The 25,191-nt window shown below is 69.8% G+C and carries 19 protein-coding genes and 2 tRNA genes; 9 read left to right on the top strand and 12 right to left on the bottom strand.

Annotation, left to right across the window (positions count from 1 at the left end):
- Nucleotides 1-2: 2 nt before the first annotated feature.
- Complete coding sequence (locus tag ABTW65_RS14505; RefSeq protein WP_350661143.1) at nucleotides 3-809, bottom strand: ABC transporter permease; 807 nt, start codon at nucleotides 807-809, stop codon at nucleotides 3-5.
- Nucleotides 806-1,816 carry an ATP-binding cassette domain-containing protein gene (locus tag ABTW65_RS14500; protein WP_350661140.1) on the bottom strand — a complete coding sequence of 337 codons (1,011 nt, stop codon included), beginning with the start codon at nucleotides 1,814-1,816 and terminating at the stop codon, nucleotides 806-808. Before ABTW65_RS14500 ends, ABTW65_RS14505 begins: the two co-directional genes overlap by 4 nt.
- Nucleotides 1,817-2,028: 212 nt before the next feature.
- On the opposite strand from ABTW65_RS14500, the gene ABTW65_RS14495 reads away from it, so the two are divergent.
- Nucleotides 2,029-2,985 carry a helix-turn-helix transcriptional regulator gene (locus ABTW65_RS14495; RefSeq protein ID WP_350661138.1) on the top strand — a complete coding sequence of 319 codons (957 nt, stop codon included), beginning with the start codon at nucleotides 2,029-2,031 and terminating at the stop codon, nucleotides 2,983-2,985.
- Here the strand turns inward: ABTW65_RS14495 and ABTW65_RS14490 are convergent.
- Genes ABTW65_RS14490 through ABTW65_RS14480 form a run of 3 tightly spaced genes read right to left on the bottom strand, consistent with a single transcriptional unit; the run spans nucleotide 2,965 to nucleotide 5,039 of the window.
- Nucleotides 2,965-3,516, bottom strand: a complete 552-nt coding sequence (locus ABTW65_RS14490; RefSeq protein ID WP_350661136.1) for a GNAT family N-acetyltransferase — start codon at nucleotides 3,514-3,516, stop codon at nucleotides 2,965-2,967. The two genes, ABTW65_RS14495 and ABTW65_RS14490, sit on opposite strands and share 21 nt — an antisense overlap.
- 8 nt (nucleotides 3,517-3,524) lie before the next feature.
- Entirely contained in the window at nucleotides 3,525-4,301 is a 777-nt protein-coding gene (locus tag ABTW65_RS14485; protein ID WP_350661134.1) for a serine hydrolase, read from the bottom strand.
- A gap of 9 nt (nucleotides 4,302-4,310) precedes the next feature.
- The gene (locus ABTW65_RS14480) at nucleotides 4,311-5,039 is read right to left on the bottom strand and encodes a hypothetical protein (RefSeq protein WP_350661132.1); all 729 of its coding nucleotides are present in this window, start codon (nucleotides 5,037-5,039) and stop codon (nucleotides 4,311-4,313) included.
- An 83-nt stretch (nucleotides 5,040-5,122) separates the two neighbouring features.
- Here ABTW65_RS14480 and ABTW65_RS14475 point away from each other — a divergent pair, with 83 nt between their 5' ends.
- Together ABTW65_RS14475 and ABTW65_RS14470 are read left to right on the top strand one after the other, a co-directional pair.
- Nucleotides 5,123-5,479, top strand: coding sequence for a sterol carrier family protein (locus ABTW65_RS14475; protein ID WP_350661130.1), 357 nt, complete (start codon nucleotides 5,123-5,125; stop codon nucleotides 5,477-5,479).
- A gap of 9 nt (nucleotides 5,480-5,488) precedes the next feature.
- Nucleotides 5,489-6,850 (top strand): dipeptidase, encoded by a 1,362-nt coding sequence (locus tag ABTW65_RS14470; RefSeq protein ID WP_350661128.1) that lies wholly within the window; start codon nucleotides 5,489-5,491, stop codon nucleotides 6,848-6,850.
- On the opposite strand, the gene ABTW65_RS14465 is transcribed toward ABTW65_RS14470, so the two are convergent.
- The 3 genes from ABTW65_RS14465 to ABTW65_RS14455 all read right to left on the bottom strand — a co-directional run bounded on the left by ABTW65_RS14465 (nucleotide 6,847) and on the right by ABTW65_RS14455 (nucleotide 12,571).
- Nucleotides 6,847-8,580, bottom strand: a complete 1,734-nt coding sequence (locus tag ABTW65_RS14465) for a GAF domain-containing sensor histidine kinase (RefSeq protein ID WP_350661126.1) — start codon at nucleotides 8,578-8,580, stop codon at nucleotides 6,847-6,849. The genes ABTW65_RS14470 and ABTW65_RS14465 overlap by 4 nt on opposite strands.
- Nucleotides 8,581-8,789: 209 nt before the next feature.
- Nucleotides 8,790-10,634 carry a sensor histidine kinase gene (locus ABTW65_RS14460; RefSeq protein ID WP_350661124.1) on the bottom strand — a complete coding sequence of 615 codons (1,845 nt, stop codon included), beginning with the start codon at nucleotides 10,632-10,634 and terminating at the stop codon, nucleotides 8,790-8,792.
- A 47-nt stretch (nucleotides 10,635-10,681) separates the two neighbouring features.
- Complete coding sequence (locus ABTW65_RS14455; protein WP_350661123.1) at nucleotides 10,682-12,571, bottom strand: sensor histidine kinase; 1,890 nt, start codon at nucleotides 12,569-12,571, stop codon at nucleotides 10,682-10,684.
- Nucleotides 12,572-12,750: 179 nt separating this feature from the next.
- Between ABTW65_RS14455 and purF the strand changes: the two genes are divergently transcribed.
- Together purF and purM are read left to right on the top strand one after the other, a co-directional pair.
- Nucleotides 12,751-14,268 (top strand): amidophosphoribosyltransferase, encoded by a 1,518-nt coding sequence (purF, locus tag ABTW65_RS14450; RefSeq protein ID WP_350661121.1) that lies wholly within the window; start codon nucleotides 12,751-12,753, stop codon nucleotides 14,266-14,268.
- Between the two features lie 14 nt (nucleotides 14,269-14,282).
- Complete coding sequence (gene purM / locus ABTW65_RS14445) at nucleotides 14,283-15,344, top strand: phosphoribosylformylglycinamidine cyclo-ligase (RefSeq protein WP_350661119.1); 1,062 nt, start codon at nucleotides 14,283-14,285, stop codon at nucleotides 15,342-15,344.
- A 108-nt stretch (nucleotides 15,345-15,452) separates the two neighbouring features.
- Here purM and ABTW65_RS14440 read toward each other — a convergent pair whose 3' ends face one another.
- Nucleotides 15,453-17,585 (bottom strand): PhoX family protein, encoded by a 2,133-nt coding sequence (locus ABTW65_RS14440; protein WP_350661117.1) that lies wholly within the window; start codon nucleotides 17,583-17,585, stop codon nucleotides 15,453-15,455.
- 288 nt (nucleotides 17,586-17,873) lie between these two features.
- Between ABTW65_RS14440 and ABTW65_RS14435 the strand changes: the two genes are divergently transcribed.
- On the top strand, nucleotides 17,874-18,065 hold the full coding sequence (locus ABTW65_RS14435) for a DUF3073 domain-containing protein (RefSeq protein WP_160026710.1): 192 nt from the start codon (nucleotides 17,874-17,876) through the stop codon (nucleotides 18,063-18,065).
- Between the two features lie 42 nt (nucleotides 18,066-18,107).
- Here the strand turns inward: ABTW65_RS14435 and ABTW65_RS14430 are convergent, their stop codons facing one another.
- The 3 genes from ABTW65_RS14430 to ABTW65_RS14420 form a co-directional block, all read right to left on the bottom strand.
- A complete protein-coding gene (locus ABTW65_RS14430) occupies nucleotides 18,108-19,424 on the bottom strand; it encodes a hypothetical protein (RefSeq protein WP_350661114.1) in 1,317 nt (438 codons plus the stop codon).
- 33 nt (nucleotides 19,425-19,457) lie between these two features.
- Nucleotides 19,458-22,895 carry an SCO7613 C-terminal domain-containing membrane protein gene (locus tag ABTW65_RS14425; RefSeq protein ID WP_350661112.1) on the bottom strand — a complete coding sequence of 1,146 codons (3,438 nt, stop codon included), beginning with the start codon at nucleotides 22,893-22,895 and terminating at the stop codon, nucleotides 19,458-19,460.
- A gap of 125 nt (nucleotides 22,896-23,020) precedes the next feature.
- Nucleotides 23,021-23,094, bottom strand: a tRNA-Phe gene (locus tag ABTW65_RS14420).
- 115 nt (nucleotides 23,095-23,209) lie between these two features.
- On the opposite strand from ABTW65_RS14420, the gene ABTW65_RS14415 reads away from it, so the two are divergent.
- From ABTW65_RS14415 to ABTW65_RS14405, 3 genes are all read left to right on the top strand, one after another.
- Nucleotides 23,210-23,282, top strand: a tRNA-Glu gene (locus tag ABTW65_RS14415).
- A 108-nt stretch (nucleotides 23,283-23,390) separates the two neighbouring features.
- On the top strand, nucleotides 23,391-24,524 hold the full coding sequence (gene macS, locus ABTW65_RS14410; protein ID WP_350661110.1) for a MacS family sensor histidine kinase: 1,134 nt from the start codon (nucleotides 23,391-23,393) through the stop codon (nucleotides 24,522-24,524).
- Nucleotides 24,521-25,162: a response regulator gene (locus ABTW65_RS14405; protein ID WP_350661109.1), complete on the top strand. Its 642-nt coding sequence runs from the start codon at nucleotides 24,521-24,523 to the stop codon at nucleotides 25,160-25,162. Before macS ends, ABTW65_RS14405 begins: the two co-directional genes overlap by 4 nt.
- Nucleotides 25,163-25,191 lie beyond the last annotated feature (29 nt).

The raw sequence follows: 25,191 nt of genomic DNA, 5'->3' as shown, positions 1-25,191 counted from the left end.
CTTCAGCTCGACCTCTCCATGGTCCGTACGCCGACGAGCACCCCGCCCACCGCGACGACAGCTGCCGCGACGAAGCCCCCGATGACGACATCGGCCGGGAACTGACCGGCGAAGAGCGCCCGCTCCGCCTCCACGACGTACGTCATCGGGTTGATGTCGCTGAGGAACCGCAGCCAGCCGGGAGCGCCGTCGAGGGGGAGGAGGACGCCGGAGAGGAGCAGCAGCGGGAATATCAGCATCTGCTGGACCGTCCAGAAGACCCAGTCCTGCTCCTTCGCGGCGGTGGCCAGGGCGAAGCTGAGCGCACCCAGGCCGATCGCGAAGAGCGAGACGATGACGGCCCCGACCAGGACCCCGCCGAGGTGGAGGTCGAAGCTGAACGGGGTCACCACGGCGAGGATGACGGCCGTCTGGAACAGCACCGGCACGACCTCCTTCAGGGCCCGTCCGACCAGGAGGGACGGCCGCGACAGGGGTGAGACCAGCAGCCGTTCGTGGGAGCCGGAGCGGATCTCGGCGGTCAGGTCCGCGCCGGTCATCGAGGCGCCCATCAGTGCGGTCATGACGACGATGCCCGGCACGAACCACTGCAGTGCGCTGCCGCTCTCGACTGCCGGCAGGAGCGGCGCGAAGAGGCCCAGGAAGACCAGCGGCTGCATCATCGCGAAGAGCATCGAGGCGGGCTGGCGCAGCTTGGGCGTGAGCTCGCGGAGCAGCACGGTCCAGGTGTCGGTGAGGAAGCCGGTCGGGCGGCTCGGCACCGGGGTGGTGCGCCGGACCTGTGCGGTCGGGACGGTGAGGGTGGTCATGCTGCTGCTCCTTCGGTCTGGGTGGCGGACTGGGCCGACTCGCGCAGGCTGCGGCCGGTCAGGTCGAGGAAGACGTCGTCGAGGGTGGGGGTGCGGACCTCCATGCGGATCGCGGGAGTGCCGTGGGCGACCAGGTCGATGGCCATCGCCGGCGCGCTGTCGGCGCCGCGCGGAGTGCGGATCGAGACCTGTGTCCCGGTGCGCTCGATGACGGTCGGACCGGACAGCGCCGACTCGGCGCGAGCCGCGGCGGCCGTGGCATCCGCCTCGCTGCCGAAGCCGAGGAGCACCAGGTCGCCGAGCCTCTCCTTGAGCCGGGTGGCGGTGTCGTCGGCGATCACCACGCCGTGGTCGATGACGATGACCCGTCCGGCGAGTGCGTCCGCCTCCTCGAGGTAGTGGGTGGTGAGCACGATCGTGGTGCCGTCCTCGTGGAGCCGGCGGATCTGCTCCTGCAGGTTGGCGCGGTTCTGCGGATCGAGGCCGGTCGACGGCTCGTCGAGGAACAGCACCTCGGGGTGGTTGAGCAGCCCGATCGCGATGTCGAGCCGGCGCCGCTGGCCCCCGCTGAGCGTCTGGACCGGGCGGTCGGCGTACTCCTGGAGGTCGAAGGCCACGAGCAGCTCCTCGATGCGCGCCTTCGCGGCGGCTCGCGGGATGCCGTGGGCGCGGGCCTGGGACATCAGCTCGTCACGGCCACGCTGGATGAACGCGGCGGCGTTGCCCTGACCGACGTAGCCGATCGAGCGCCGCACGGCGCCGCGTGAGCGGACGACGTCATGGCCGGCGACCTCGGCGGTGCCGGAGGTGGGCGGGATGAGGGTGGTCAGCATCCGCAAGGTGGTCGACTTGCCGGCTCCGTTCGGGCCGAGGAAGGCGACGAGCTCACCTTGGTGGATCTCGAGATCGAGCCCGCGTACGGCCTCGACGGTCTTCTTGCTTCGGGTGAAGTGCCTGGTCAGCGCCTGAGTGCGGATCACCGGCCGCTGGTTGCTGTGGTTCGTCATGTCTCCAGCCTCTGACCTCTTCCGGTCAGCTTCTGTCCGCTTTTGAAAGTTTCTTCCGAGATGCGGTTTAGAAGTCTGGCGAATGGGTAAGAGAGAGGTAGCGCGGCGACGGTCGGCTCGAGGAGGGGGCGAGCCGACCGTCGCGCGGGCTCGATCCAGGTTCACCGGAATCAGGCCACGAACTGACCGCAATGGCGCCTAGGGTCAGTGTCATGAGCACGAGCGCCCGGATGCTGCAGCTTCTCTCCCTGCTGCAGACCCATCGTTTCTGGCCAGGCACGGAGCTGTCCGTACGCCTCGAGGTCAGCGACCGTACGCTGCGGCGCGACATCGAGCGGCTGCGCGATCTCGGCTATGACGTGGACGCCACCCGAGGGGTGGCCGGCGGCTACCAGCTCCGGGCCGGCAACGCGCTGCCGCCGTTGCTGCTCGACGACGAGGAGGCGGTCGCGATCGCCGTCGGGCTGCGCACCGCGGCTGCCGGCATGGTCGCGGGGATGGGGGACATCTCCGCCCAGGCGCTGGGGAAGGTCGTCGCGCTGATGCCGCCGCGACTGCGACGGCGGATGGACGCGGTGACCTCGCAGACCGACTCCATCCCCTGGGGCGGCCGGGTGCCGCTGGACGCCGGCGTGCTCGGGATCTTGGCGCAGGCCTGCCGCGACGACGAGGCGCTGACGTTCACCTATCAGGCGCCCGAGGCCGAGCCGACCCGGCGCCGCGTCGAGCCCCACCGGCTGGTGACGCTCGGCAACCGCTGGTACCTCCTCGCCTACGACCGGGTCCGCCAGGACTGGCGCTCCTTCCGCGTCGACCGGGTCAGCGACCCGGCGACCACCGGACAGATGTTCCGCCCGCGGGAGATCCCGGGCGGGGATGCGGCGACGTACGTGCAGGCGGGGATCCGCGCCCGCCCGGCGGCCCACGACGTCTGCGTGCTCTTCGGCGTCGAGCCCGACGTGGTCGCGCAGCGGGTGGGGCGCTGGGGCGAGGTCGAGCCCGCCGAGGGTGGCTGCCGACTGCGGATGCAGGTCGACGATCTGGGCTGGCCGATGATGATCCTGGCCGGTGTGGAGGCGGACTTCACCGTCGAGCAGCCCGCCGAGCTGGCCGAGCTGGTCAAGCAGGCGGGGGAGCGGTTCGTCCGCTCAGGCGCGGTCGCGCCCTAGCCACTCCTCGCGCAGGAGCCCGTAGACCACCAGGTCCCGGCGCTCGCCGGGGTAGGCCTGCGCGCCGCGCATGGTGCCCTCGTGGGTGAAGCCGAGACGCTCGGCGACCGCACGGCTGCGCTTGTTCATGACCGAGGTGTCGATGATCGCCCGGGCGATGTCGTACTCGTTGAAGAGCGTGTCCAGCATCGCCGAGACGGCCCGGGTGATGAGGCCCCGGCCCTCGTACGCCTCGCCCAGCCAGTAGCCGATCGTGGCCGACTTCTCGTAGAGGTTGATCCGCGCGGTCGTGGCGCCGGCGACCTGGCCGTCCTGGCGGATGACGCAGGGGACCGCCTCGCCCTTGACCCACTGGCCCAGCAGGTAGGTGCCGAACCCGGCGACGCTGAGCATGGTCTGCTGCCCGTGAGCCCACGGCTCCCACTCGCGGAGGTGGTCGAGGTTGGCGTTGATGAGCTTGTGGACGGCGAAGTCGGTCGATCGGTCACGCAGGACCATCTCCGCGCCGTACCCGAGGTCGATGCTGAACAACTGATCTCCTACCGTGCCGGACCGGGGCCTGAAGCGTCGCCGTCCTGCAACGCATCCAGGATCAGGGTGCCGTACGCCCTCATCTGAGCCAGCACCGGGATGACCTCACCCTGGAAACGGCAGATGACCGCGTACGCAGCCTGCCGGCCACCGACGTCGAGCAGCCCGACCTCGGCGCGGACCCCGTCGTCGGTGCCGGTCTTGCTCCAGACCCGCAGGTCCGTGTCCTGTTCGATGTGGGCCAGCGGGTCTAGGCCGAAGGCGGCGGAGACCATCGACAGGTCGGTGGACGGGGCCAGCCAGGACAGGACGGTGGGGTGCGGCGTACGGAAGTAGGCGACCCAGTCGGCCGCACAGCCGATGGAGAGCATCGGCGGGTCCTCGGGCCTGCGTACGTCCCGGACCGAGTCGTTCAGCATCGACCCGCCCGCGGCCAGCCGCCGCGCGACGGCCTGGACCGGAGCGAGCCCGACATGGTCGAGGAGCACGTTGGTGGCCAGGTTGTCCGAGACCGCGCCGACCAGCCGGGCACAGTCGTTCATGGTCAGCGCGGGGACGTCGAGGTATTGCCACAGGCCGCTGTCGGCGACCGGTGCGACGCTGTCCTTGCGCAGCATCAGCTCTCCCAGCGATGGGTCCTCGTCGAGCAGCTCGGCGAGGTGGTGCAGCAGGAAGATCTTGGCGACGCTGGCCGTCGGCAGCAGCAGGTCCGGGGCGGACTCGACGAGGGTCTCACCGGAGCCGGTGTCGACCGCGAGGATCGACCATTCCGTCCGTGAACTCATACAACGGACCTAAACAGATGAGGAGGACTGGTCCTCACGCAGCTCGCCGACGACCTGGATCTTCTGCCAGATCTTGCGGGAGAGGTCGACGGTGAGGCCCTCGACGGTGCTGACCGTGTCCAGGACGACGTTGTCCTGGGAGTCCTCGGCACACAGCGCGGCCGTCTTGCCGACGAGGCTGAGCAGCTCGGAGCAGTACTCCAGGTAGTGGATCAGCTGGTCGGCATCGAGGGTGAACTTCACGCTGGCCGAGGTCTCCTTGAACCCCGTACGCAGCCGCTCGGGGTCCTTGGTGAGCTGGTGCATGTCGATGATGTGGGCCAGCGAGCGCAGCCGGTGCAGCAGCTTCAGCGCCCGCGACCGCAGCAGCCGCTCCGGGATCGTGTAGAGGAAGAAGACCGCGACCGCGGCGAAGATGAGGTCGTTGACGGTGCTCTCCATCAGCGGCAGCCACTGGACGCCGGTGAGCGTCTCGTCGCCGAACGCCGTCGCGAGGCCCCAGATGATGGCGACCAGCGTCAGCGCGAGGACGGCCAGGATCAGCACGCGGGAGACCGCGCGCGTCCACACCAACCGTTGCCGGAGCCGGTCCCCGGCACCCGAGGACTCCCGGATCAGGCCGGCCAGCTCCTCGGCGACCTTCACCAGGCCCCGGTCGGGGAAGCGTGCCGCGATCCGTCCGTGCAGCGTCTCGACAGTCTTCAGCACCATCTCCGACTCGAGTCTCTCCAGTCCCACGTCAACGGAGCGTAGTGGTCGCGCGCCGCCGAGGTGGGCAACTGCCGAAGATGGTGGGCAACTGCCGAAGATAGGGTGAGGACGTGCCAGCTCGACTCAAGCCCGCGGCCGCCGCCGACGTGGCCGAAGCTCTTGGTCGCGTACGCGCCGAGGAGCCCGCCAAGGCCGACCTGCGGCTGCTGACCAAGCACTTCCTCGCCGTGCTCGAGGAGCGCGCGCCGGGCAGGAGCGTGGAGGTCCGCGTCCCGCCGTACGCCGCGGTGCAGTGCGTCGAAGGTGTCAGGCACACCCGCGGCACTCCGCCGGCGGTGATCGAGACCGACGCGGTCACCTGGATCGCCCTCGCCACCGGGGCGATGACCTGGTCAGATGCCGTCGATCAGGCCCGGGTCAGGGCCTCGGGGGAACGCACCGACCTGTCGGCTTATCTACCCTTGTAATCTCACCCTATGAGCCACTCCACCGAAGACATCAAGGCCCGTGTAGACGACCTCTTCCCTGCGATCCGCAAGGACCTCGAGGACCTGGTGCGGATCGAGTCCGTGAGTGCGGACCCGGAGCGCCTGAGCGAGGTCGAGAAGAGCGCGGAGATGACCCGCGACCTCTTCGCGGCCGAGGGCTTCGACGTGGAGATCGTGCGCGCCTTCGACGGCGCCCCGCCGGCCATCGTCGGTGAGAAGAAGGGCCCCGAAGGTGCCCCGACGGTGCTGCTCTACGCCCACCACGACGTCCAGCCGGAGAACGACCACGCCGACTGGAACACCCCGCCGTTCGAGCCCACCGAGGTCGGCGACCGGCTCTACGGGCGCGGTGCGGCCGACGACAAGGCCGGCATCGCGGCCCACATCGGTGCGGTCCGGGCTCTTGCCAGCCTCGACGAGAACGGTGAACTCCCCGTCACCGTCCGCCTCTTCATCGAGGGCGAGGAGGAGGTCGCCTCCGCGACGCTCCCCGAGCTGCTCGGGAAGTACCAGGACAAGCTGCGCGCCGACGTCATCGTCATCGCCGACTCCGGCAACTGGGACATCGGCGTCCCCGCGCTGACGACGTCGCTGCGTGGTCTGATCCGCGTCGACGTCGAGCTCCGCACCCTGGGTCACGCGGTCCACTCCGGCATGTGGGGCGGTCTCGCTCCCGACGCGATCATGGCTCTCGTACGCCTCCTCAACTCCCTCTGGGACGAGGACGGCGCTCCTGCGGTGGACGGGCTCGTCTCCGGCCCGGCGGCCGACGTCGACTACCCCGAGGAGCGGCTCCGTGCCGAGTCCGGCGCTCTCGCCGGCCTGCAGTGGGTCGGCAAGGGCAGCGCCGTCGAGCGGATGTGGACGCAGCCGGCGATCACGATCACCGGTCTGGACGCACCCAAGGTCGACGGCGCCTCCAACACGCTGTCCCCGACCGCACGCGCCAAGGTCACCATCCGGATCGCCCCCGGCGACACCGGCGAGAACGCCGTCGCCGCCCTGACCCAGCACCTGGAGAAGCACGTCCCGTGGGGCGCCGAGCTGACCACCAAGGTCGTCGACACCGGTGAGCCGATCGCCCTGGACGCGACCGGCCCGGCTTACGACGCCGCCCGTGCCGCCTTCACCGAGGCCTGGGACGGCACCGCCCCGATCGACATGGGCGTAGGCGGCTCGATCCCGTTCATCGCGGAGTTCCTCGAGGCGTTCCCGCAGGCCAGCGTGCTGGTCACGGGCGTCGAGGACCCCGACACCCGCGCCCACGGCGCCAACGAGGGCCTCCACCTGGCCGAGTTCCGGAGGGTCGTCGTCGCCGAGGCGTTGCTGCTCCAGAAGCTGGGAAGCTAGACACCGAAGAGCGTCACTGCCACCTGGGTGCCTCCACCCGGGGGTGAGCCGATCTCGAGAGCTCCATGGTGGCGCTTGATGATCTGGTCGACCAGCGTCAGCCCGAGCCCAGCTCCGCGCGAACCACCCAGCGCGGAGTTGGTGCCTCGGAAGAATGGCTGGCAGACCTCAGACAGCTCCTCCTCGGCGATGCCGACACCGGCGTCGGCGACGACGATCGTGACCTCGCTGCCGGCGCTGTAGAGCATCACCTGCACCCGCGAGCCGCGGTAGCTGTAGGTCAGTGCGTTCTTCACCAGATGCAGGAAGGCCGCGCGCAGCTCGCGCGGGTCACCGACGACGTACGCAGGCCCGGTCGGGGTCGTCAGGACGCACTCGATGTCCTTCTGAGCTGCGTCGGGATCGAGCTCGTCGAGCACGTCGTCGAGCATCTCGGAGACCTCGATCGTGGTCTCGCCGGGAGCGTTGGCTGGGTCGCGGATCCGGGAGAGGAGCAGCAGGTCGCTGACGATGCCCTCGATCTGGGCGCTGCGTACGGTCAGCGTCTCCACCTGGACGATCCACGGCAGGGTGTTCACGTGCTCGCTGGCCAGCGCGTTCAGCGAGGTGCCGAGCGCGTTCACCGGGATCCGGAGCTCGCGGGCGACGGCCTCGATCAGCCGGTTGCGCTCGCGGTCGGCGTAGGCGAGCTGCTGGGCGAGGTCGCGCTCCTGCGTGTAGGCGTTGGCGGTGAGCACGATGCGTCCGAAGTCGCGGCCCAGCTCCATCGCGAGCCGGCCCTCGGCGTCGGTCCAGGTGGGCCGTCCGGGTGAGCGGAGCAGGACGATGTGGCCGAGCCACTCGTGGTCGGCGCCGACCGGTACGACCAGAGCGCTCTCGGCTCCCAGGGTCTCGAAGAACTTGTTGGCGATGTCGGCCTGCTCGCTCCACTCCGAGGAGCTGGGGATCCGCTCGCGGCACAGGATCGAGTAGGTGCCCTCCGCCCAGTAGCGGGAGGTGTTCCTCGAGGTGAGCGCGGCCAGGCCCGGGTCGGGGTCCCAGTTGAGGCCCGGGGTCGCGTGCACGACCATCTCGTTGTGGGGGCCCTTGGTCGCCATCCAGATCCCGTCGGCGCCCAGGCCGCGGATCAGCGCGTCGTGGCTGGCGTCGAGCACGTCGGCGAGGCTGAGCTTGGAGCTGGCGTCGCGCAGGAACTCCTTGGCGGTCTCGAGGTTCGCGGCGCGCTCGTAGAGCCGCTCGCGCTCGAGGTAGCCGCGTACGACTCGCTGGGCACGTTTCGCGAACCGGTTGAGCACTCGACGCTGGGTGAAGTCGGGCCGGCGGCCGCTGACCGGCATGTCGACCGAGAGGCAGCCCTGGATGGAGCCGTCGTCGCCGAGGATCGGCGCGATCAGCATGTCGTGGGGGTGCCAGGCGTCGTCGGCGTCGATCATGTTGGTGGTGGAGACCCAGCTGCCCTCGTGAAGGTTCACCCGCTCCTGGGGGATGAATCGCCAGGCGCCCCAGTTCTCGCCGCGGGAGAGGTTGTCACGCAGGTCGGAGAGGGCCCACCGGGTGCCGAGGATCTCCTCGGCCGTCTGCCGTCGCCCGTGCGCGTTCAGGCCGCTGGTGAAGCCGTGGACCGCGACCACCTCGAGCTCGTCGCCACGGACCACGTTGATCGCGGAGATCCCGAAGCCGAGCAGCTCGCAGATGCCCTCGGAGATCATCTGGAGAGCGGGATCTGCCACCGGCAGCGACGTCCTGCTCGGCGTGCTCGTAGGCACGTCGAGGGCATCGACTGACTGTGGTGGGGGCATCCTTGCTCTCGGGTAGGTCGGTCAGGGAGGGTGTTGCAACTGCGTGGCAGTCCTGAGGACCTGGGCACCACGGAGTGTTGCACGAAACGCGCGCGCTGTGCAGCCGTAGGCGTCCGTCTCGACCAGATTGTGACCGTTGGTTAACCAAGCGAGGTGGCGTCGTTGGCCAGCGGAAGGACGAGGGAGACGCGGGTGCCGGTGCCGGGCTCCGAGCGCAGCGTGACGCGGCCGTCGTGGCGGCGCGCGACCCGGTCGACGATGCTGAGACCGAGGCCGACGCCCTTCCGGCCGCCGATCGCCTGGCTGGACCCGCGGTAGAACTCGGTGAAGACCTGGATCTGCTCGGCCGCGGGGATGCCGACGCCGTTGTCGGTCACCGAGATGGCCGCCTCGCTCGCGCTCTCCACGATGTAGAGCCGCACGTGGCCGCCGCGGTGGGTGTAGACCAGCGCGTTGTCGACCAAGCGGAGGATCGCCGCCTTGATCTCGCTGCGGTCGCCCAGCACATAGACGCTGCGCGGGGGCACGTCGATGCTGACCTCGATGCCACGCTTCTCGGACTCGTACGTCCTCTGCTCGAAGATCTCCTGCAGGAGAGAGGTCAGGTCGACGTGGGTCAGGGACGGCCGCGACGACGGGTCGGAGAAGCGGGAGAACAGCAGCAGGTCGTCGACCATCGAGACCAGCTGGTCGGACCGGCTGATCAGGTTGCCGACCTGCTGGAACCAGGTCGGCGATCCGCGGTCCTCGTGACGCATCGCGTCGATGCCGGTGGTCAGGGCGGTGAGCGGGTTGTGCAGCTCCTGCGCGACGGCCTCGATGAGCCGGCTGTGCACCTTGTCGGCGGTGGCGAGCCGCTGGGCGAGGTCACGCTCCTGGGTGTAGGCGTTGGAGGTGAGCACGATGCGCCCGAAGTCGCGGCCGAACTCCATCGCGAGGCGCCCCTCGGCGTCGGTCCAGCGCGGCCGTCCCGAACCTCGCAGTAGCACCAGGTGGCCGAGCGCGGTGGTCTCGACGCCGATCGGCACGACCAGGAGCGAGTCGGCGTCGACCGCGTCCAGGAACTCGAGGCCGATCTTGGCGAACTTCTTCTGCTCCGCATCGCCGTGGTGCAGCGTATGCCGGAGCAGCTCGCGGTTGACGATCGCGTGCTGGGCCTCGTTCCACAGCCGGGTGGCCTGGTAGGCCTGTCCTGCCGCGATGTTGCCGGTCTCGGTGGCGTTCCAGCTGAGGCCGGGGGAGGCATAGACCACGGACCCGCCCTCGCCGTCCTGGGCCTGCACGTAGAGACCGTCGGCGTCGAGACCGCGGCTCATCGCCTCCTGGGTGGCCTCGAGCACCCCGGTCAGACCGAGCTGGGAGTTGGCCTCGCGCAGGAAGCTCTGGGCCTCGAGCAGGTTGTTGGCCCGCTCCTCGAGGTATTCGCGCTGCAGGCTCAGCAGCACCGCGCGCCGCGCCTGGCGGGCGAACCGGTTGAGGATCCGCTGCTGCCGCCGACCGGGCCTGCGGCCGTTGGTCGGGCGGTCGATCGACAGTACGCCGACGAGCTCGCCGTTCTCGTCGTAGAACGGCGCCAGCAGCTCGTCGAGCCGGTGCCAGTCCTGCGGGTCCTTCAGGATGTCCTCGTCGGTGTCGGGGACCCAGTAGCCCTCCGCCTCACCGATGGTGTTCTTCTCGTGGGGGACGAACTTGATGTCGCCCCAGTCCACGGACATGTCCAGCAGGTCGGTGACCACCGAGACCGGGAACCGGGTGCCGAGCATCTCGGCGACGGTCATCTCGCCCTCGACGGTGTGGCCCGTCTCGTCGCCGTAGGCGGCGACGATCTCGAACTCGTCCCCGCGGCGGATGTTGATGACGGCGGCGCCGAAGCCGACGAGCTCGGTGACCCCCTCGGCGATCAGCTGCAGACCGGGATCAGGGCTCGGGTACGCCTCGGAGGCGCCGCTTGGCGCGTCCGGACCCTCTGAGGGCGTACTGGTCATGAGTTCTCCGCCGAGATGGAAATGCAACCCGTTACCGGTGCGTAAGGTTAAACAATGGGAAGCGTCACACGGAATGTGCTTCCCACACCAGGGGTCGAGTCGACGGATATCAGTCCGCCGCGGCGACTGACGATTCGGGACACGATCGTCAGGCCGAGGCCTGTGCCCGGCTGCTTGAGGGCTGTGGGGTTGGTCGAACGGAAGAACTCGGTGAAGAGCCGGTCCTGGTCCTCCGGGGAGATCCCGAGGCCGTGGTCGGTCACCCGGAGCTCGAACCAGCCGGGGCTGGTGCGCGTGCTCACGATGACCTGACCACCCTCGGGGCTGTATTTGATCGCGTTGGTGACCAGGTTGATCACCACCCGGTCCAGATCGCCCGGAGCCAGAGTCACGTAGACGTCGTTGGAGGGCATCTCGAAGACGAGCTCGTGGGCGTCGCTGGTGGGCATCTCGGCGTTGAGCTGGCTGTGGATCTCCTCGAGCACGGGCGCGACCTGGATCGGCACGGTGGTCGGCAGGTGGTCGGGGTCGGAGACCTTCGACAGCATCGCCAGGTCGGCCACGATCTTCTCGGTGCGGTCGCGGTTGCGCGTCAGTGCGGTCAGCACCTCGGCGTACTCCTCCTCGGACTCCGCGTAGGGCAGCGACTCGATGTTCCACCGGAACGCGGAGAGGGGGTTCTTCAGCTCGTGGGCGACCGTCGCGATCAGCCGGCTCTTGTGGGCCTCGAGCTCACGCAGGGAGTCGACCGCCGCCTTCTGGCGCAGGTAGGCCCTGGAGTTGTGGACCACACGGCCGAAGTCGCGGCCGAGGTCGGCGGCGGTGATCAGCTCGAGCTCGCTCCAGTGGGGCTTTTCGGGACCGCGGCCGAGGAGCATCGCGCCGTACCACGTCTGGCCGGAGCCGATCGGGACCCCGACGATCGAGCCGACCTTGTAGTGGCGGATCCACTCGGTGATCAGCCGCTGCGCCTCCGCGTCGGGGTGGGGGAGCCGCTCGGCGCCGTCGGGGGTCTGCACGGTGATGCTGCGCTGGTCCCAGAGGTATTGCCCGTAGTCGACCATGAACGGGCTGGTCAGGTCATCGATCGGGAGCTTGAAGTCCTCCCGGTAGACCTTGGTGCGGATGCCGCGGCCGCCCGGCTTGGACATGTGCAGCCAGAAGTCGGTCAGGTCGAGCACGTCGACCAGCCCGGTGCTCAGCGAGTTGAGGATCTCGTCGGGATCCAGCTCGCGCCCGGCGCGGCGGATCACGTCGCGAGCGGCCTCGGCGAGGCGTACCTGCTCGGAGAGCTCCTCACGCTCCAGGGCGAGCAGGATGGCGCGCTGCGCCTGCACCGCGTGGCGGCCGAGCACGGCGCGCTTCTCCGGGTTGGGGCGGAGGCCGTCGGTCGGTACGTCGACGATCAGGGTCCCGCGGAGCTTGCCGTCGTCGTCGCGCAGCGGTGCGACCAGCAGGTCGAGCGGGTTCCAGGCGCCGGCGGCGTCGACCGTCGTCATCGTCGGGATCCAGCCGTACACATCCGCGGTCGGGTCCAGCCGCTCCGCCGGCACGAACTTGAAGATGCCCCAGTCGTCGGCCCGGGCGAGCTCAGCCTCGAGCCGCTCGATCGGGGTCACGGTGCCGAGCAGGTCAGCGCGGGCGGAGTCCTGGCCCGAGACGACCACCATGTGGAGGTGGCCATCGGCCCGCGCAACGCTGATCGTGGCCATCTCGAAGCCCGCCAGCGCGGTCAGGCTGTCGGCGATCAGCTGGAGGTCGGAGAGATCCTCACCGGGGGTGAGCAGACCACCGATCTCGGCCAGATCGGTCGTGATCGTGGTCATCGTCGTGGTGAGGTCGCTTCTGGCGCGTTTCCCGCCCAACGGTGGTGGGGCGAATCCCGGTGGCACCGTCAGTCGGTGACCGCCGGCGGGCTTGGGCGCTGGAGAAGTCATCGGATCGATTATCCGGGATGTCGGTCCCGGGCGGTAGGGCAGACGTGGATCGTTCTTTACATTCATGATTCCGAGACGTTCATGTGACCACCCTTACAGGACTGTCAAGGGTTCGGTGATCGCCTGCGTACGCCCTTACACTCGATGCCGTGGTCAACCTCACCAGCTCAGGTAGGCACGTGTCCCGACGCAAGGGTGGCGACGGCCGGCTCACCGCCGCCCTCGACCCCCACGACCAGGGTCCCCAGGACCACTGCGGTGTCTTCGGTGTGTGGGCGCCGGGCGAGGACGTCGCGAAGCTGACGTACTTCGGCCTGTACGCGCTGCAGCACCGCGGCCAGGAGTCGGCGGGTATCGCGGTCAGCAACGGACGCCAGATCCTCGTCTACAAGGACATGGGCCTGGTCAGCCAGGTCTTCGACGAGCCGACCCTCGAGTCGCTCAAGGGCCACGTCGCCATCGGCCACGCCCGCTACTCCACCACCGGTGCCTCGGTGTGGGAGAACGCGCAGCCGATCTTCAAGCCGACGCCGGACGGCTCCGTCGCCCTCGGCCACAACGGCAACCTGATCAACGTCGCCGAGATGCGCTCCGCCGTCGAGGCGCTGCCCGAGCACTCCGAAGGCCGCCACGCCCCGGTCTCGACCAACGACACCTCGCTGCTCACCGAGCTGCTCGCCTTCCACCCCGACTCCTCGCTGGAGGCGCGCGCGCTGGAGGTGCTGCCGACGATCAACGGCGCCTTCTCGCTGGTGTGGATGAACGAGGACACCCTGTTCGCCGCGCGTGACCCGCAGGGCATCCGCCCGCTCGTGCTCGGCCGCCTCGACCGCGGCTGGGTGATCGCGTCCGAGGACGCCGCGCTGGCCACCGTCGGCGCGAGCGTGGTCCGCGAGGTCGAGCCCGGCGAGATGATCATCATCGACGAGTCCGGCCTGCGCTCGGTGCGGTTCGCCGAGGCCGACCGCAAGGGCTGCGTCTTCGAGTACGTCTACCTGGCCCGCCCCGACGCCAACATCGCCGGCCGCAACGTCCACGAGTCCCGCGTCGAGATGGGCCGCGAGCTGGCTCGCGAGTTCCCGGTCGACGCCGACCTGGTCATCCCGGTGCCCGAGTCCGGCATCCCCGCCGCGACCGGCTACGCGCTGGAGAGCGGCCTGCCCTTCGGCCAGGCGTTCGTGAAGAATGGCTACGTGGGGCGGACCTTCATCCAGCCTTCCCAGACCCTGCGCCAGCTCGGCATCCGGCTCAAGCTGAACGTGCTCGAGCACATGGTGCGCGGCAAGAAGGTCGTCGTGGTCGACGACTCGATCGTGCGCGGCAACACCCAGCGCGCCCAGGTGCGGATGCTGCGTGAGGCCGGCGCCCTGGAGGTCCACGTGCGGATCTCGTCGCCGCCCGTCAAGTGGCCGTGCTTCTACGGCATCGACTTCGCCACCCGCGCCGAGCTGATCGCCAACGGTCTCTCCGTCGACGAGATCGCCGCCTCGGTCGGTGCGGACTCGCTCGGATACATCTCCCTCGACGGGATGATCTCCGCGACCCGCCAGGAGCGCACCTCGCTCTGCACGGCCTGCTTCACCGGCGAATACCCCGTAGAGCTGCCCGACGAGAGCATGCTCGGCAAGCACCTCCTCGAGGTCTCGCTGCAGTCCCCGACCGAGGGCAAGGCCCTTCCGGTCCTGAACAACCCGTGATCGGAGATCTTGACGTGACCCAGAGCCATAACGCGTACGCCGCAGCAGGTGTCGACATCCACGCCGGCGACCGCGCCGTGGATCTGATGAAGGTCTGGATCGAGAAGTCCCGGCGCCCCGAGGTGCTCGGCGGGGTCGGTGGGTTCGCCGGTCTCTTCGACGCGAGTGCCCTGAAGGCGTACGAGCGCCCGCTGCTGGCCACCTCCACCGACGGTGTCGGCACCAAGGTCGCGATCGCGCAGGCGCTGGACAAGCACGACACGATCGGGTTCGACCTGGTCGGCATGGTCGTCGACGACCTGGTCGTCTGCGGCGCCGAGCCGCTGTTCATGACCGACTACATCGCCACCGGCAAGGTCGTCCCGGAGCGGGTCGCGGCGATCGTCAAGGGCATCGCGGAGGCCTGTGTCGAGGCCGGCTGCGCGCTGGTCGGCGGCGAGACCGCCGAGCACCCGGGGCTGCTCGGGGCTGACGAGTACGACGTGGCCGGCGCGGCCACGGGCGTCGTCGAGGCCGACAACCTGCTCGGCGCGAACCTGGTCAAGGAGGGCGACGTCGTCCTCGCCATGGAGGCCTCCGGCCTGCACTCCAACGGCTTCTCCCTGGTCCGCCACGTGCTGCTCAACTCCGGCGCCTACACGCTCGATGCGGAGGTCGCCGAGTTCGGCCGTACGCTCGGCGAGGAGCTCCTCACCCCGACCCGCGTCTACGCCAAGGCCTGCCTGGATCTCGCTCGTGGGACCAAGACCCACGCCATGTCCCACGTCACCGGGGGCGGGCTCGCCGCCAACCTGGAGCGGGTCATGCCGCCGGAGCTCTCCGCGCGCATCGACCGCACCACCTGGACCCCGGCCCCCGTCTTCGACCTCGTCCGCCGCACCGGCTCCGTGGCCCTGCAGGACCTGGAGATGACCCTCAACTGCGGCGTCGGCATGGTCGCGCTGATCGACCCCGAGGACGTCGACGAAGCCGTACGCATCCTCGCCGGCTACGACATCCGCGCCTGGGCCGCCGGTGAGGTCACCGCCACGCCTGGCGGCAAGGTCGAGCTCACCGGGTCGTACGCGGGCTGGTGAGCTCGTAGGGATACCCGGTTAACCGGGTATTCCTGCACTTCTCTGGCATTGCATCACCTGAGAAGTGCAGGTTTCACCGGTTAACCGGGTATCCCGTCCCGAGGACGATCAGGCCTTGAGCACCTGCACGACAGACGGCCGCGGGCCGGCGAACTCGCCCTCGCCGGCGGTGCCCTCGACGTAGTCGGGGAAGAGGGAGTTCGGCGCGTCCCAGGTCCCCTCCTCGCCCGGGTGCTGGACGGCGACGAAGACCGAACCGTCGCGGTCATGGATGACCGGGCCGCAGGTCTCGGCGTCGCGAGGCACCGCGAGGAACTGCTGTACGTGGCCGCGCTCGCGACCCTCCAGCGGAACCTTGAACAGCCCGTCGAGCTTCTGGATCGAGCTCGGCTGGCCGTCGGTGGAGATCCACAGGTTGCCCTCGGAGTCGAAGGCCAGGTTGTCCGGGCAGGAGATCGGCGAGACCTTGTCCTTCGGGTAGCCCGCGAAGTAGGTGGACGCGTTGGTGGCCGGGTCGCCGGCGACGATCATGAGGTTCCACCGGAAGACGCGCGAGGTGTGGTCGCCGTCGTCCTCGGTGATCTCGATGACGTGGCCGTCGCGGTTGGTGTTGCGCGGGTTGGCCTCGTCCACGCCGGCCTTGCCGGTGGTGCCTCGCTGCGAGTTGTTGGTGCAGGCGACGTACACCTTGCCGGTCTTCGGCGAGGGCTCGACGTCCTCGCAGCGGTCCATCTTGGTGGCGCCGGCCTTGTCGGCGGCCAGGCGCGTGTGGACGAGGACCTCCTCGACGCTCATCCCGGAGACCTTGCTGCGGCCGTTGACCACGAGCGGGATCCACTGGCCGTAGCCGTCGAACTTGCCGTCGCTGGGCAGCTTGCCGGTGCCGTCGATCTCGGTGGCCGGGGAGTCGCCGTGGAAGCGGGCGACGTAGAGGCTGCCCTCGGTGAGGAGCTCGAGGTTCTTACGACGGTTGTTCTTGTCGTAGCGGCCCTTGGAGACGAACTTGTAGAGGTAGTCGAACCGCTCGTCGTCGCCGGTGTAGGCCACCACGTGACCGTTGTCGGCGATGACGATGTTCGCGCCCTCGTGCTTGAGGCGGCCGAGCATGGTGTGCTTGCGCGGGGTCGAGGTCGGGTCGGTCGGGTCGATCTCGACGATGTAGCCGAACCGGTTCGGCTCGTTGGCGTAGTCGGCCGAGCGCGCGTCGAAGCGCGGCTCGATGGCCTCCCAGCCGTACGTCGAGGCAGCATCGGTCAGGCCGTAGCGCTTCTCCGCCGCCGAGGTGCCGGTGGCCCGGAAGTAGCCGTTGAAGTTCTCCTCGCCCGACAGGATCGTGCCCCAGGGCGTGGTGCCGCCGGCGCAGTTGCCGATCGTGCCCAGCGCGACGGTGCCGGTCGGGTCGGCCGCGGTCTTGAGCAGGTCGCTGCCGGCCGCGGGACCGGTGAACTCGAACGGGGTCGAGGCCGTGATGCGACGGTTCTTCGGAGCCGACGGCACGTAGTTCCACTTCTTGCCCGGCCCGGAGCGCTCGAGCTCGACGATCCCGAAGCCGTGGGCGGCCATCGCGATCTCGAGCTGCTCGGTGGCGTCGAGGTCCGGCGGGAACATGATGTCGGCGTTGACGTACTCGTGGTTGCAGCACAGCAGGCCCTTGGTGCCGGCCTTGTTGGTCACGATGACGTCGGTGTAGTCGTTGTTGTAGCCCCAGGCGAGCGCCTGCTTCTCGGCGGTCTGGCTGTTGACGTCGAAGGGGACGCCGCCGGGCAGGATCGGGTCGCCCCAGCGGATGATCGGCTCCCAGGTGTAGCCCTGCGGCACCACGAAGGTGTCCTCGGTGGCCGCGACCGGGGTGATCGCCTTGAACGGCAGGTTCGTACGCCCGCCGTGGCCGCGGCCGGCGGCGAGACCCGCCTGGACGGGGCTGGCGGCGGCCGCCAGGCCGCTGCTGCCGACGGCGAGGGCGACCGCGCCCGCACCGGCGAGGCCGAGCGCGTGGCGGCGGCTGAGCGCCTTGCCGGCGATGTCGCGGAAGTAGCCGTTGTCTGAGGTGTTGGGCGCGGGCTTGGCGCAAGCGCTGTCGCACTTGAGGGCGCAGGTCACCGCGCTGCGCTTGCCGCGCGTGTGCCCGGCCATGGGAAGCAGGGACAACATGGAGCGCCGGCCGTCGGTGGCGGCGGGCGCAGCCTCGTCGCTGCACGAGGGACAGGCGGTGTCGGTCTGGATGTCGCTCAGTTCGGTCACTGCATTTCCGTTCAAGACGCGTTGTTGTCAGGTCTCCCAAGAATCGGAAGGGAGGCTATGCGCGGCGAGACAACCGTCTGACCCCGCAATCTGTCGTCAGGGTGAACGGCGAATGACGAGTCGTCAGGCTCAGATTCGTGTGACCTCAGTAACATTCGCTCCTAGCGAACGGATTTTCGACACCCCGGCGTGCGGTTTCTTGGCATGAACCGGTAGCGTTATCCCTACGAGAAACCTGTGAACAGCCCGGGACTATCCCGGCCAAGTGCGACGAGGGGGCTGGACCCTATGGGGCGCGGCCGAGCGAAAGCCAAGCAGACGAAGGTCGCACGCGACCTGAAGTACCGGACCTATGAGACGGACTTCGGGGCCCTTGCGCGCGAACTTCACGGTGATGAAGACACCAGTCAGAAGTCCGATCCGAAGCCGGACGACTACGACGACTGGTCGGATTACGACGCGGGATCCTCGCGCGACTAGGGCTTGTCGGCCAACGGCGGCAACGTCCTGGTCGACATCCCCTCAGACCGATCGGTCCCTGATCGATCGGCTCAGGACAACCTCCCCGTGAGTGCCGTAGCCGGTTAGCCGGCCGCCGTGAGGCGTGCCGTCGAAGGCGACGTGCAACCACTCGTCCCCCACCGGGATCAGAGTGGGCCACGGAAGGTTCGAGACGTACTCCGACCGGAGCTCTGCGACCTCGTTGAGGTCCAGGTCGAAGATCGGGTAGTGAGCACGGACGCGACGCGGGTTGTCGCGACCGTCGCTGGCGCCGACGACGACTGTGCCGCCCAGCGGGACAAGCGTGGTGCCCTCGGTGGCTGTCCGGTCGGGTCGCGCTGCCCGCAGGCTGAGCGCGTCCAGACTCGGTCCGCTGGCGAGCACGGTATGGAAGTCGAAGTACTTCCTGGCGCTGACGTAGCCGACCAGCCACTCGCCGTCGCGGCGTAGGACGTGGGGATCCCAGACTCCGACGGACGCGAGCCCGTCGGTCGGCAGCGCGAGCGGGGTCGCGTCGAGGACGTGTTCCCCTCGGGTCAGATCCGTACGTGAGCGGGCGATCGTGACCCCGACCGGGTTCCACGGCTTGCTGGGGTCGGTCTTGTCGGGCGCCTTGAAGCCGCCCCACGTGCTCGTCGTGACCAGCCACTCGTCGCCGTCGCGCACCACGTGGGTGGCGTGGTCGCCGTAGACCAGGCCGTCCCGGCGGAAGTAGAGCGCGCCGCGATGGACGAGGTCGTACGTCACCGGGTCCAGCGCCCACACCGAGGTGTGCGCCGTGGGGAAGAAGCCCGGCCCGGCGCTGGTGGCGGTGAGTAGCAGGGTGCCGTCGTCCTCACGGAACGGCGAGCCGTCGGCGTACGTCACCACCCGGATGTCGCGCAGGCCGAGCTGCCCGAAGGCGCCGGTGCGGACGTCCTCGGCCGAGCCCTCGTGGCCGGCGGTCAGGCCGCGGAGCCACGACTCGTCACGCGGCTCGATCCCGACCTCGGTGAGATCGACCCGTGCTCTGGCCACCCACGCGCCGTCTTCACAGGTCAGCGCGGTCAGCATCGTCCCGGTCAGTGTCAGTGCGAACCTGCCGACCCCACGTCCGGCCCTGCCGTGGCGCCGGCTCGCGTGAGAGGTACGTCCCGACCCGGCGGTCGTCTCCAGCCACACCCGCCGCCCGTCGTAGCTCCCGGTGAGCACATCCCCACCCGAGGTGAAGCTCAGCGAGACCGGGCCGTCGCAGGCCGCCTCGATCGCGGCGTTGGCCGCGGGCCGGGAGAAGGTGCTGGACTCGACCGCGATCGTGACGGGGCGCTGGCGACGTACGATCTTGAATTCGGGGAACATCGGCTCCAGTCTTCCGGGCACGTGGGCAACCGCCTAACGCAGCCCCCGCACATAGGCGGTGGCCCGGCGCAGGTCGTGGAGACGTGCCTCCCAGGTGATGCCGAGGAAGAGCAGCAGGAGTCCGGCTGCACCGAGCACCCACCACTGCTGCAGCGTCTGCGCCGACGGCATCTGCGCCAGGGCGAGGACCGAGGCGACCAGGGCGCCACCGATCAGCGGTGCTGACCACCGCAGCCAGGCGCCGCCGAGGATGAAGACCAGGCAGGCGATGCCGAGCAGGGCGGTCCGCATCGAGACCGGATCCTGGAGGGCTGCCGGGACGGACGGGATGAGCGCGAGGAAGACACCCGGCCCGAGCACCGGCAGCGAGGCGACTTCCCGGTCAAGGCGGAGCTTGACCACGCCGTAGATGACCAGCGCGATCGCGGGCGGCAGGGTGTAGTACTCCCAGGTCGTGGCCGAGGTGTCGGCCAGCCGGATCCACAGCGCGATGGTGGCCAGGCTGGCGCCGGCCCAACCCAGCCAGCGTCGCTCGTGATGGGCGATCGCGTGCGCGGAGACCGCGGCGCCGGCGAGGGTCAGCAGGATGCTCAGCCAGGGGAGATCGACTCCGCGCGATCCGACCGCGGTCGGCCCGTCCGGGGTCAGGACGATCTCGGGACCGAGGGTGACCGTGCCGACGACGATGGTGACGGCCGCGGCGACCGCCGCGGTGATCTCGGCGGAGGGCAGCAGCCGGAAGATGGTGACGACGGTCAGGATGACGATGATCCCGGCCGCGGCGTACGGCTTGGGGATGTCGTTGAGGTTGGCGAACATCCAGCAGAACGCGGTCAGCGTGATGATCCAGTAGGGCGCGGTGACGGCCTTGGTCTGCAGCTCCTGGGTGAGCCGGTCGACGGCGACCGCCGCGGCGGTGAGCACACCGGCGACCACGAGTGCCAGCAGCTCGTTGCTGAAGGCCGCACCGAGCGATCCCAGGCCGAGCAGACCGGCGATCGTGAGCCGCGGTCCGGACTGCTGCGGCTCGTGGCGCAGGATCGTCGCGATGCACATGACACCGGCGATCAGCAGCAGGATCGCCAGCCAGTCGGTGTCGAGCCCTCCGGCCTCGCTGAAGGAACCCAGGCCGATCGATACCGCGGCACCGGTGGCGGCCGCGGCCTCGATGGCGGGGCTGCGGCGTACGAGCACGATCACGCCCATCGCGACGACCACCACCACCGCGGTGTAGGGACGCTCGATGTCGGCCAGCCGGGCCGCCTGCCAGACGGCGGCGGTCAGGGCGAGGATCCAGTAGGCGGTCGCGACCTCCCTGGTCGTGCCGGACTGGACGCGGTCGACGATGAGGGCGAGGGCGGTGAGGATGACGGTCACGGCCAGCGCGAGCACGTCGTTCGAGAGGACTGCGGCGGTGGCAGCGCCGAGCCCGACGGTGCCCGCCACCGCCAGCGCGGCAGGCTGGCGGTGGTGCAGGCCGATGGCGGCGGCGAGGACGGTGGCGATGCTCAGCATGACCGCCGCCCAAGTGACGTCGACCGCCCCGATGCCGATCGAGATCGCGGCACAGCCCACGGCCGCCCACCAGCCCGAACCACGGAAGCGGAAGAGCGTGATCAGTCCGAGGACCGTCACGATCACGCACGCGGCCCACTGGCGCTCCACGTCGACCAGCGGCGCGAGGGACCACAGACCGAGGGTGAGCGTCGTGACCGAGTAGCTGGCGACGACCTCGCGGTCGGGGCCGAGCAGACCCTGACCCGCGTACGCAGCCACCGCCGCCAGCGCGAGCGCGACGACCACGGTGAGCAGGTCGCTAGGCAGTGCGGCGGCCAGCGCGACCAGCCCGAAGATGCCGGCGGCTAGCAGCCGCGGCCACCGCTCCGCCCACCAGGCCAGCGCGACGGCGACACCGAGCAGCAGCAGGGCCGGGAACAGCAGCGGGGCGCCGTAGCAGGCGGCCGTGATCGCGAAGCCGGAGACACCGCCGGCTAAGGTGATCCAGCCGACCGTGGGCCGGTAGGTGCGGAACGCGGGCGGGTTGAATCGGTAGAGCCAGGCGGTGCCGAGGGCGAGGATCGCGAGCAGCGACGGCAGGGTCAGCCAGCCTGGCAGCAACGGCTCCGGACCGGTGACCGGGGAGAACGCGGACTCGGTCCACGGCACGGCCGCGAGCCGTACGGCGGCCGAGACCGTCAGGATGAGGACGGTGATGCCGAGGCCCACGGCGTACGGCGTCAACGCGGTGGCGGCCCAGCGCCAGGGCCGGGGGAGTGTCATGAGCGCGCCGGCGGCGACCAGGGTGACCACCACGGCCACGACCGTCAGGGTGACGGCGCCGTCATCGAGGGCGGGCTGGGTGAAGGTGTAGGCCGCGATCAGGAGGGACACCCCGACCATCGCGACCTTCGCGTCCTTGGGCAGCGGGAACAGCAGCGCCACGACCGTCAGCACCGCGGCGGCGCCGAGCAGCAGGGGCAGGGTGCCGCCTCGCAGCAGCTCGGAGCCGGTCAGCGCGGGATCGGCCAGGCCGCGGACGAGCAGCATCAACCAGAAGCCCGCCATCACGACCATCGAGCCGAGGGTCAGCGCCTGCAGGTCGGTCTTGCTCGCCACGATCACCACGACGAGGGCGATGACCGCTGCGACCAGCGGGAACCAGATGAGGTCGGAGATGAGCTCGAGGCCGATCAGGGCGGTGAGTACGCCGCCGGCGGCCGCCACCTGTGGCCCGATCACCGCGGTGAGCTTCTCGCTGCGCGCGCCGATCAGGGACATCGCGAGGCCGGCCAGGAAGACGACCAGACCGACGATGACCAGGAAGCCACGGTCCCAGTCGACTCCATCGAGCCAACCGGCGTACTTCATCCCGGCTATGTCCAGGGCGAGCAGTCCCAGTGCGAGTGTCCAGACGCCTTCGGTGCCGGCGCGCAGCTCGAGATGCATCAGCACCGCGCCACCGATCGTGAAGAGCGCGGTGAAGACGACCAGCATCGTGGTGCGGCCGCCGACGCCCATCGTGGCCCAGGCGACCGCGAGGAAGACGACGCCGGCAACCAGCAGGAAGAGCACGCCGACGCCGACCAGGATCAGCGGCACCGTGATCGGCGCCCGCCGGGCGACCGGAGCGCCGGGGAACGGCGCCGGTCCGGCCATGGCAGTTGCGGCCGGGGCCGGTGCAGGGGCCGCGAGCGGTGTGGCGTCGGGCTCGGGCTGGATATGCGCCGGCGGCGCCGCGGGCGGCGCGCCGACCAGCAGGGGAGCGGGCGGCGGGGTCGGGCGAGCGGCCCGGCTCGCCTCCTCCCGGATCGACCGCAACCGGGTCATGAGTACGTCGGCCCGCAACAGGGTGCCGTAGAGCTCTTGCGCGACGGCGTTCTCCAGCGGCAGCCCGCAGTGCGGGCAGGGGCTGGTGCCGGGCTCGAAAGCCTCCCGGCAGTCGGGGCAGCGACCAGGATCGGCGTACTTCACAGCCAACCATCCTTGCGTAGATCCGCCGAAGCGCGTGCGGGAAACGCAGGGTGTGCGCTGAGACTTGATCCAGAATGACAACCGGCTTCGACCCATAACAGCAGGTCGAAGCCGGTTGTTGCTTGTGGGCAGGGGCGGGGTCGAACCGCCGACCTATCACTTTTCAGGCGATCGCTCGTACCAACTGAGCTACCTGCCCAAGCGAGGTGAAACATTACCGGAAGCGACCGCGACGTTCCGAATCGGGACCCGAACCCGGACGTGTGGCCTCGCTTTGGCGGCCTCGGACGCAGGCCTCTAGGATGTCCCGGCAGGCCCCCTTCGTCTAGCGGCCCAGGACCCCGCCCTTTCACGGCGGTAGCGCCGGTTCGAATCCGGTAGGGGGTACACAGTCTTTCCATGTCTCGAGTCTCGCCGGGCGACAGCCCGGCCGGCATCCGCACGGATACTCATATCCAGGACGCACCGGGTCGCGCGGATGCAACACTTCCGACTGTGAGTGCGTGGACGTCGCCAGCGGCGATCGAGGTCGAGAGCCGGCTCTTCCGGGCTCTCGCGGTGTTGCGAGTGGTCGTGCTCATCAACGCGCTCGGGCTGACCATCTACCGAGCCGCCAACTTCGACCCACCCGCGGCCGCGCTGGTCTGCGCGCTGGTCATGGTGGGGTGGACGGCCTTCGCCCTCTGGGCGTACGCAGCACCCGCCCGCCGCACGGCGGTGCTCGTCGGCGCCGACCTGGCGATCGCGCTCGGACTCCTGCTCGTGACCCCGCTGGTGAAGGGGCCGGGATTCCAGGCGAGCGTGCCGGGGTTCTGGGTGAGCGGCGCGCTGCTCGCGTGCGCGATCCACTACCGCTGGATCGGCGGCTTGCTGGCCGGGTTGGCGTTGGCGGCCGTCGACCTGGGGCTGCGTCAGGAGATCGACCAGTCGATCTACGGCAATGCGTTCCTGCTGGTCATCGGGGGCCCGGTGGTCGGCTACATGTGCGAGTCGGTGCAGCGGATGGCGCAGGAACGGGACGAGGCCGAGCGCGCCGCGGCCCGGGCCGAGGAGCGGGCACGACTCGCCCGGGCGGTCCACGACGGGGTGCTCCAGGTCCTCGCGCTGGTCCAGCGCCGCGGTGGCGAGCTGGGTGGTGACGCCGCCGAGCTCGGCAGGCTGGCGGGGGAGCAGGAGCGAGAGCTGCGCGCGCTGATCCGTGGCGAGCAGCCCGGCCGGGGACCCGCTGTCGGGATGATCGACCTGGCCGCCGCTCTCGCCGAGCTCGAGACCGGCACCGTGACCGTGTCCGGACCCGCGACCGCCGTCGAGATGCCCGCACGCCCGGCCGAGGAGATCGTCGCTGCGACCCGCGCGGCCCTGGACAACGTACGCCGCCACGTCGGTGAGGACGCCCGCGCCTGGGTGCTCCTGCAGGCCTTCCCCGACCACGTCGAGGTCTCGGTGCGGGACGACGGGCCGGGCATCGCGAACGGCCGGGTCGTCGAGGCCGGGGCACAGGGCAGGCTCGGCATCAGCGAGTCGATCCGTGGCCGGATCGAGGACCTCGGCGGCAAGGCAGAACTGATCACCGGAGCAACCGGGACCGAGTGGGAGCTCACGGTCCCCCGAACAGGAGTGGATGTATGAGCACAGTGATGGTGGTCGACGACCACCCGATGTGGCGCGACGCGGTCGAGCGAGACCTTGCCGGTGCGGGCTTCGAGGTCGTCGCCACCGCCAGCACCGGGCGTGAGGCGATCACCCGGTTCGCCGCGACCCGGCCGGAGGTGGTGGTGCTCGACCTGCACATCCCCGAGCCCGACGGTGTCCAGGTCACCACCGAGATCATCGCGCTGCACCCGGTGGCCAAGGTCCTCATCCTCTCCGCCTCGGGCGAGCAGAACGACGTGCTCGCCGCGGTCAAGGCCGGCGCGACCGGCTACCTGGTCAAGTCCGCCTCCCGCGACGAGCTCCTGGAGGCCGTACGCCGCGTCGCCGCCGGCGACCCGGTCTTCACGCCCGGCCTGGCCGGTCTGGTCCTGGGCGAGTTCCAGCACAGCGCCGCCACGGAGGTGCGCGGCGACAAGCCCACGCTCACCGACCGCGAGACCGAGATCCTCAAGCTCGTCGCCAAGGGGCTGAGCTACCGCCAGATCGCCGACCGCCTCGTGCTCTCCCACCGCACGGTCCAGAACCACGTACAGAACACCCTGCGCAAGCTCCAGATGCACAACCGCGTCGAGCTCACCCGCTACGCCATCGAGCAGGGCCTGGACGCCGACTGATACCGCCATCCAAATAGGCGGAGTGGCGC

The organism is Nocardioides sp. NPDC127503, from assembly GCF_040302165.1.
Classification (GTDB): Bacteria; Actinomycetota; Actinomycetes; order Propionibacteriales; family Nocardioidaceae; genus Nocardioides.
This window is presented reverse-complemented; position numbering and strand designations above follow the sequence as displayed.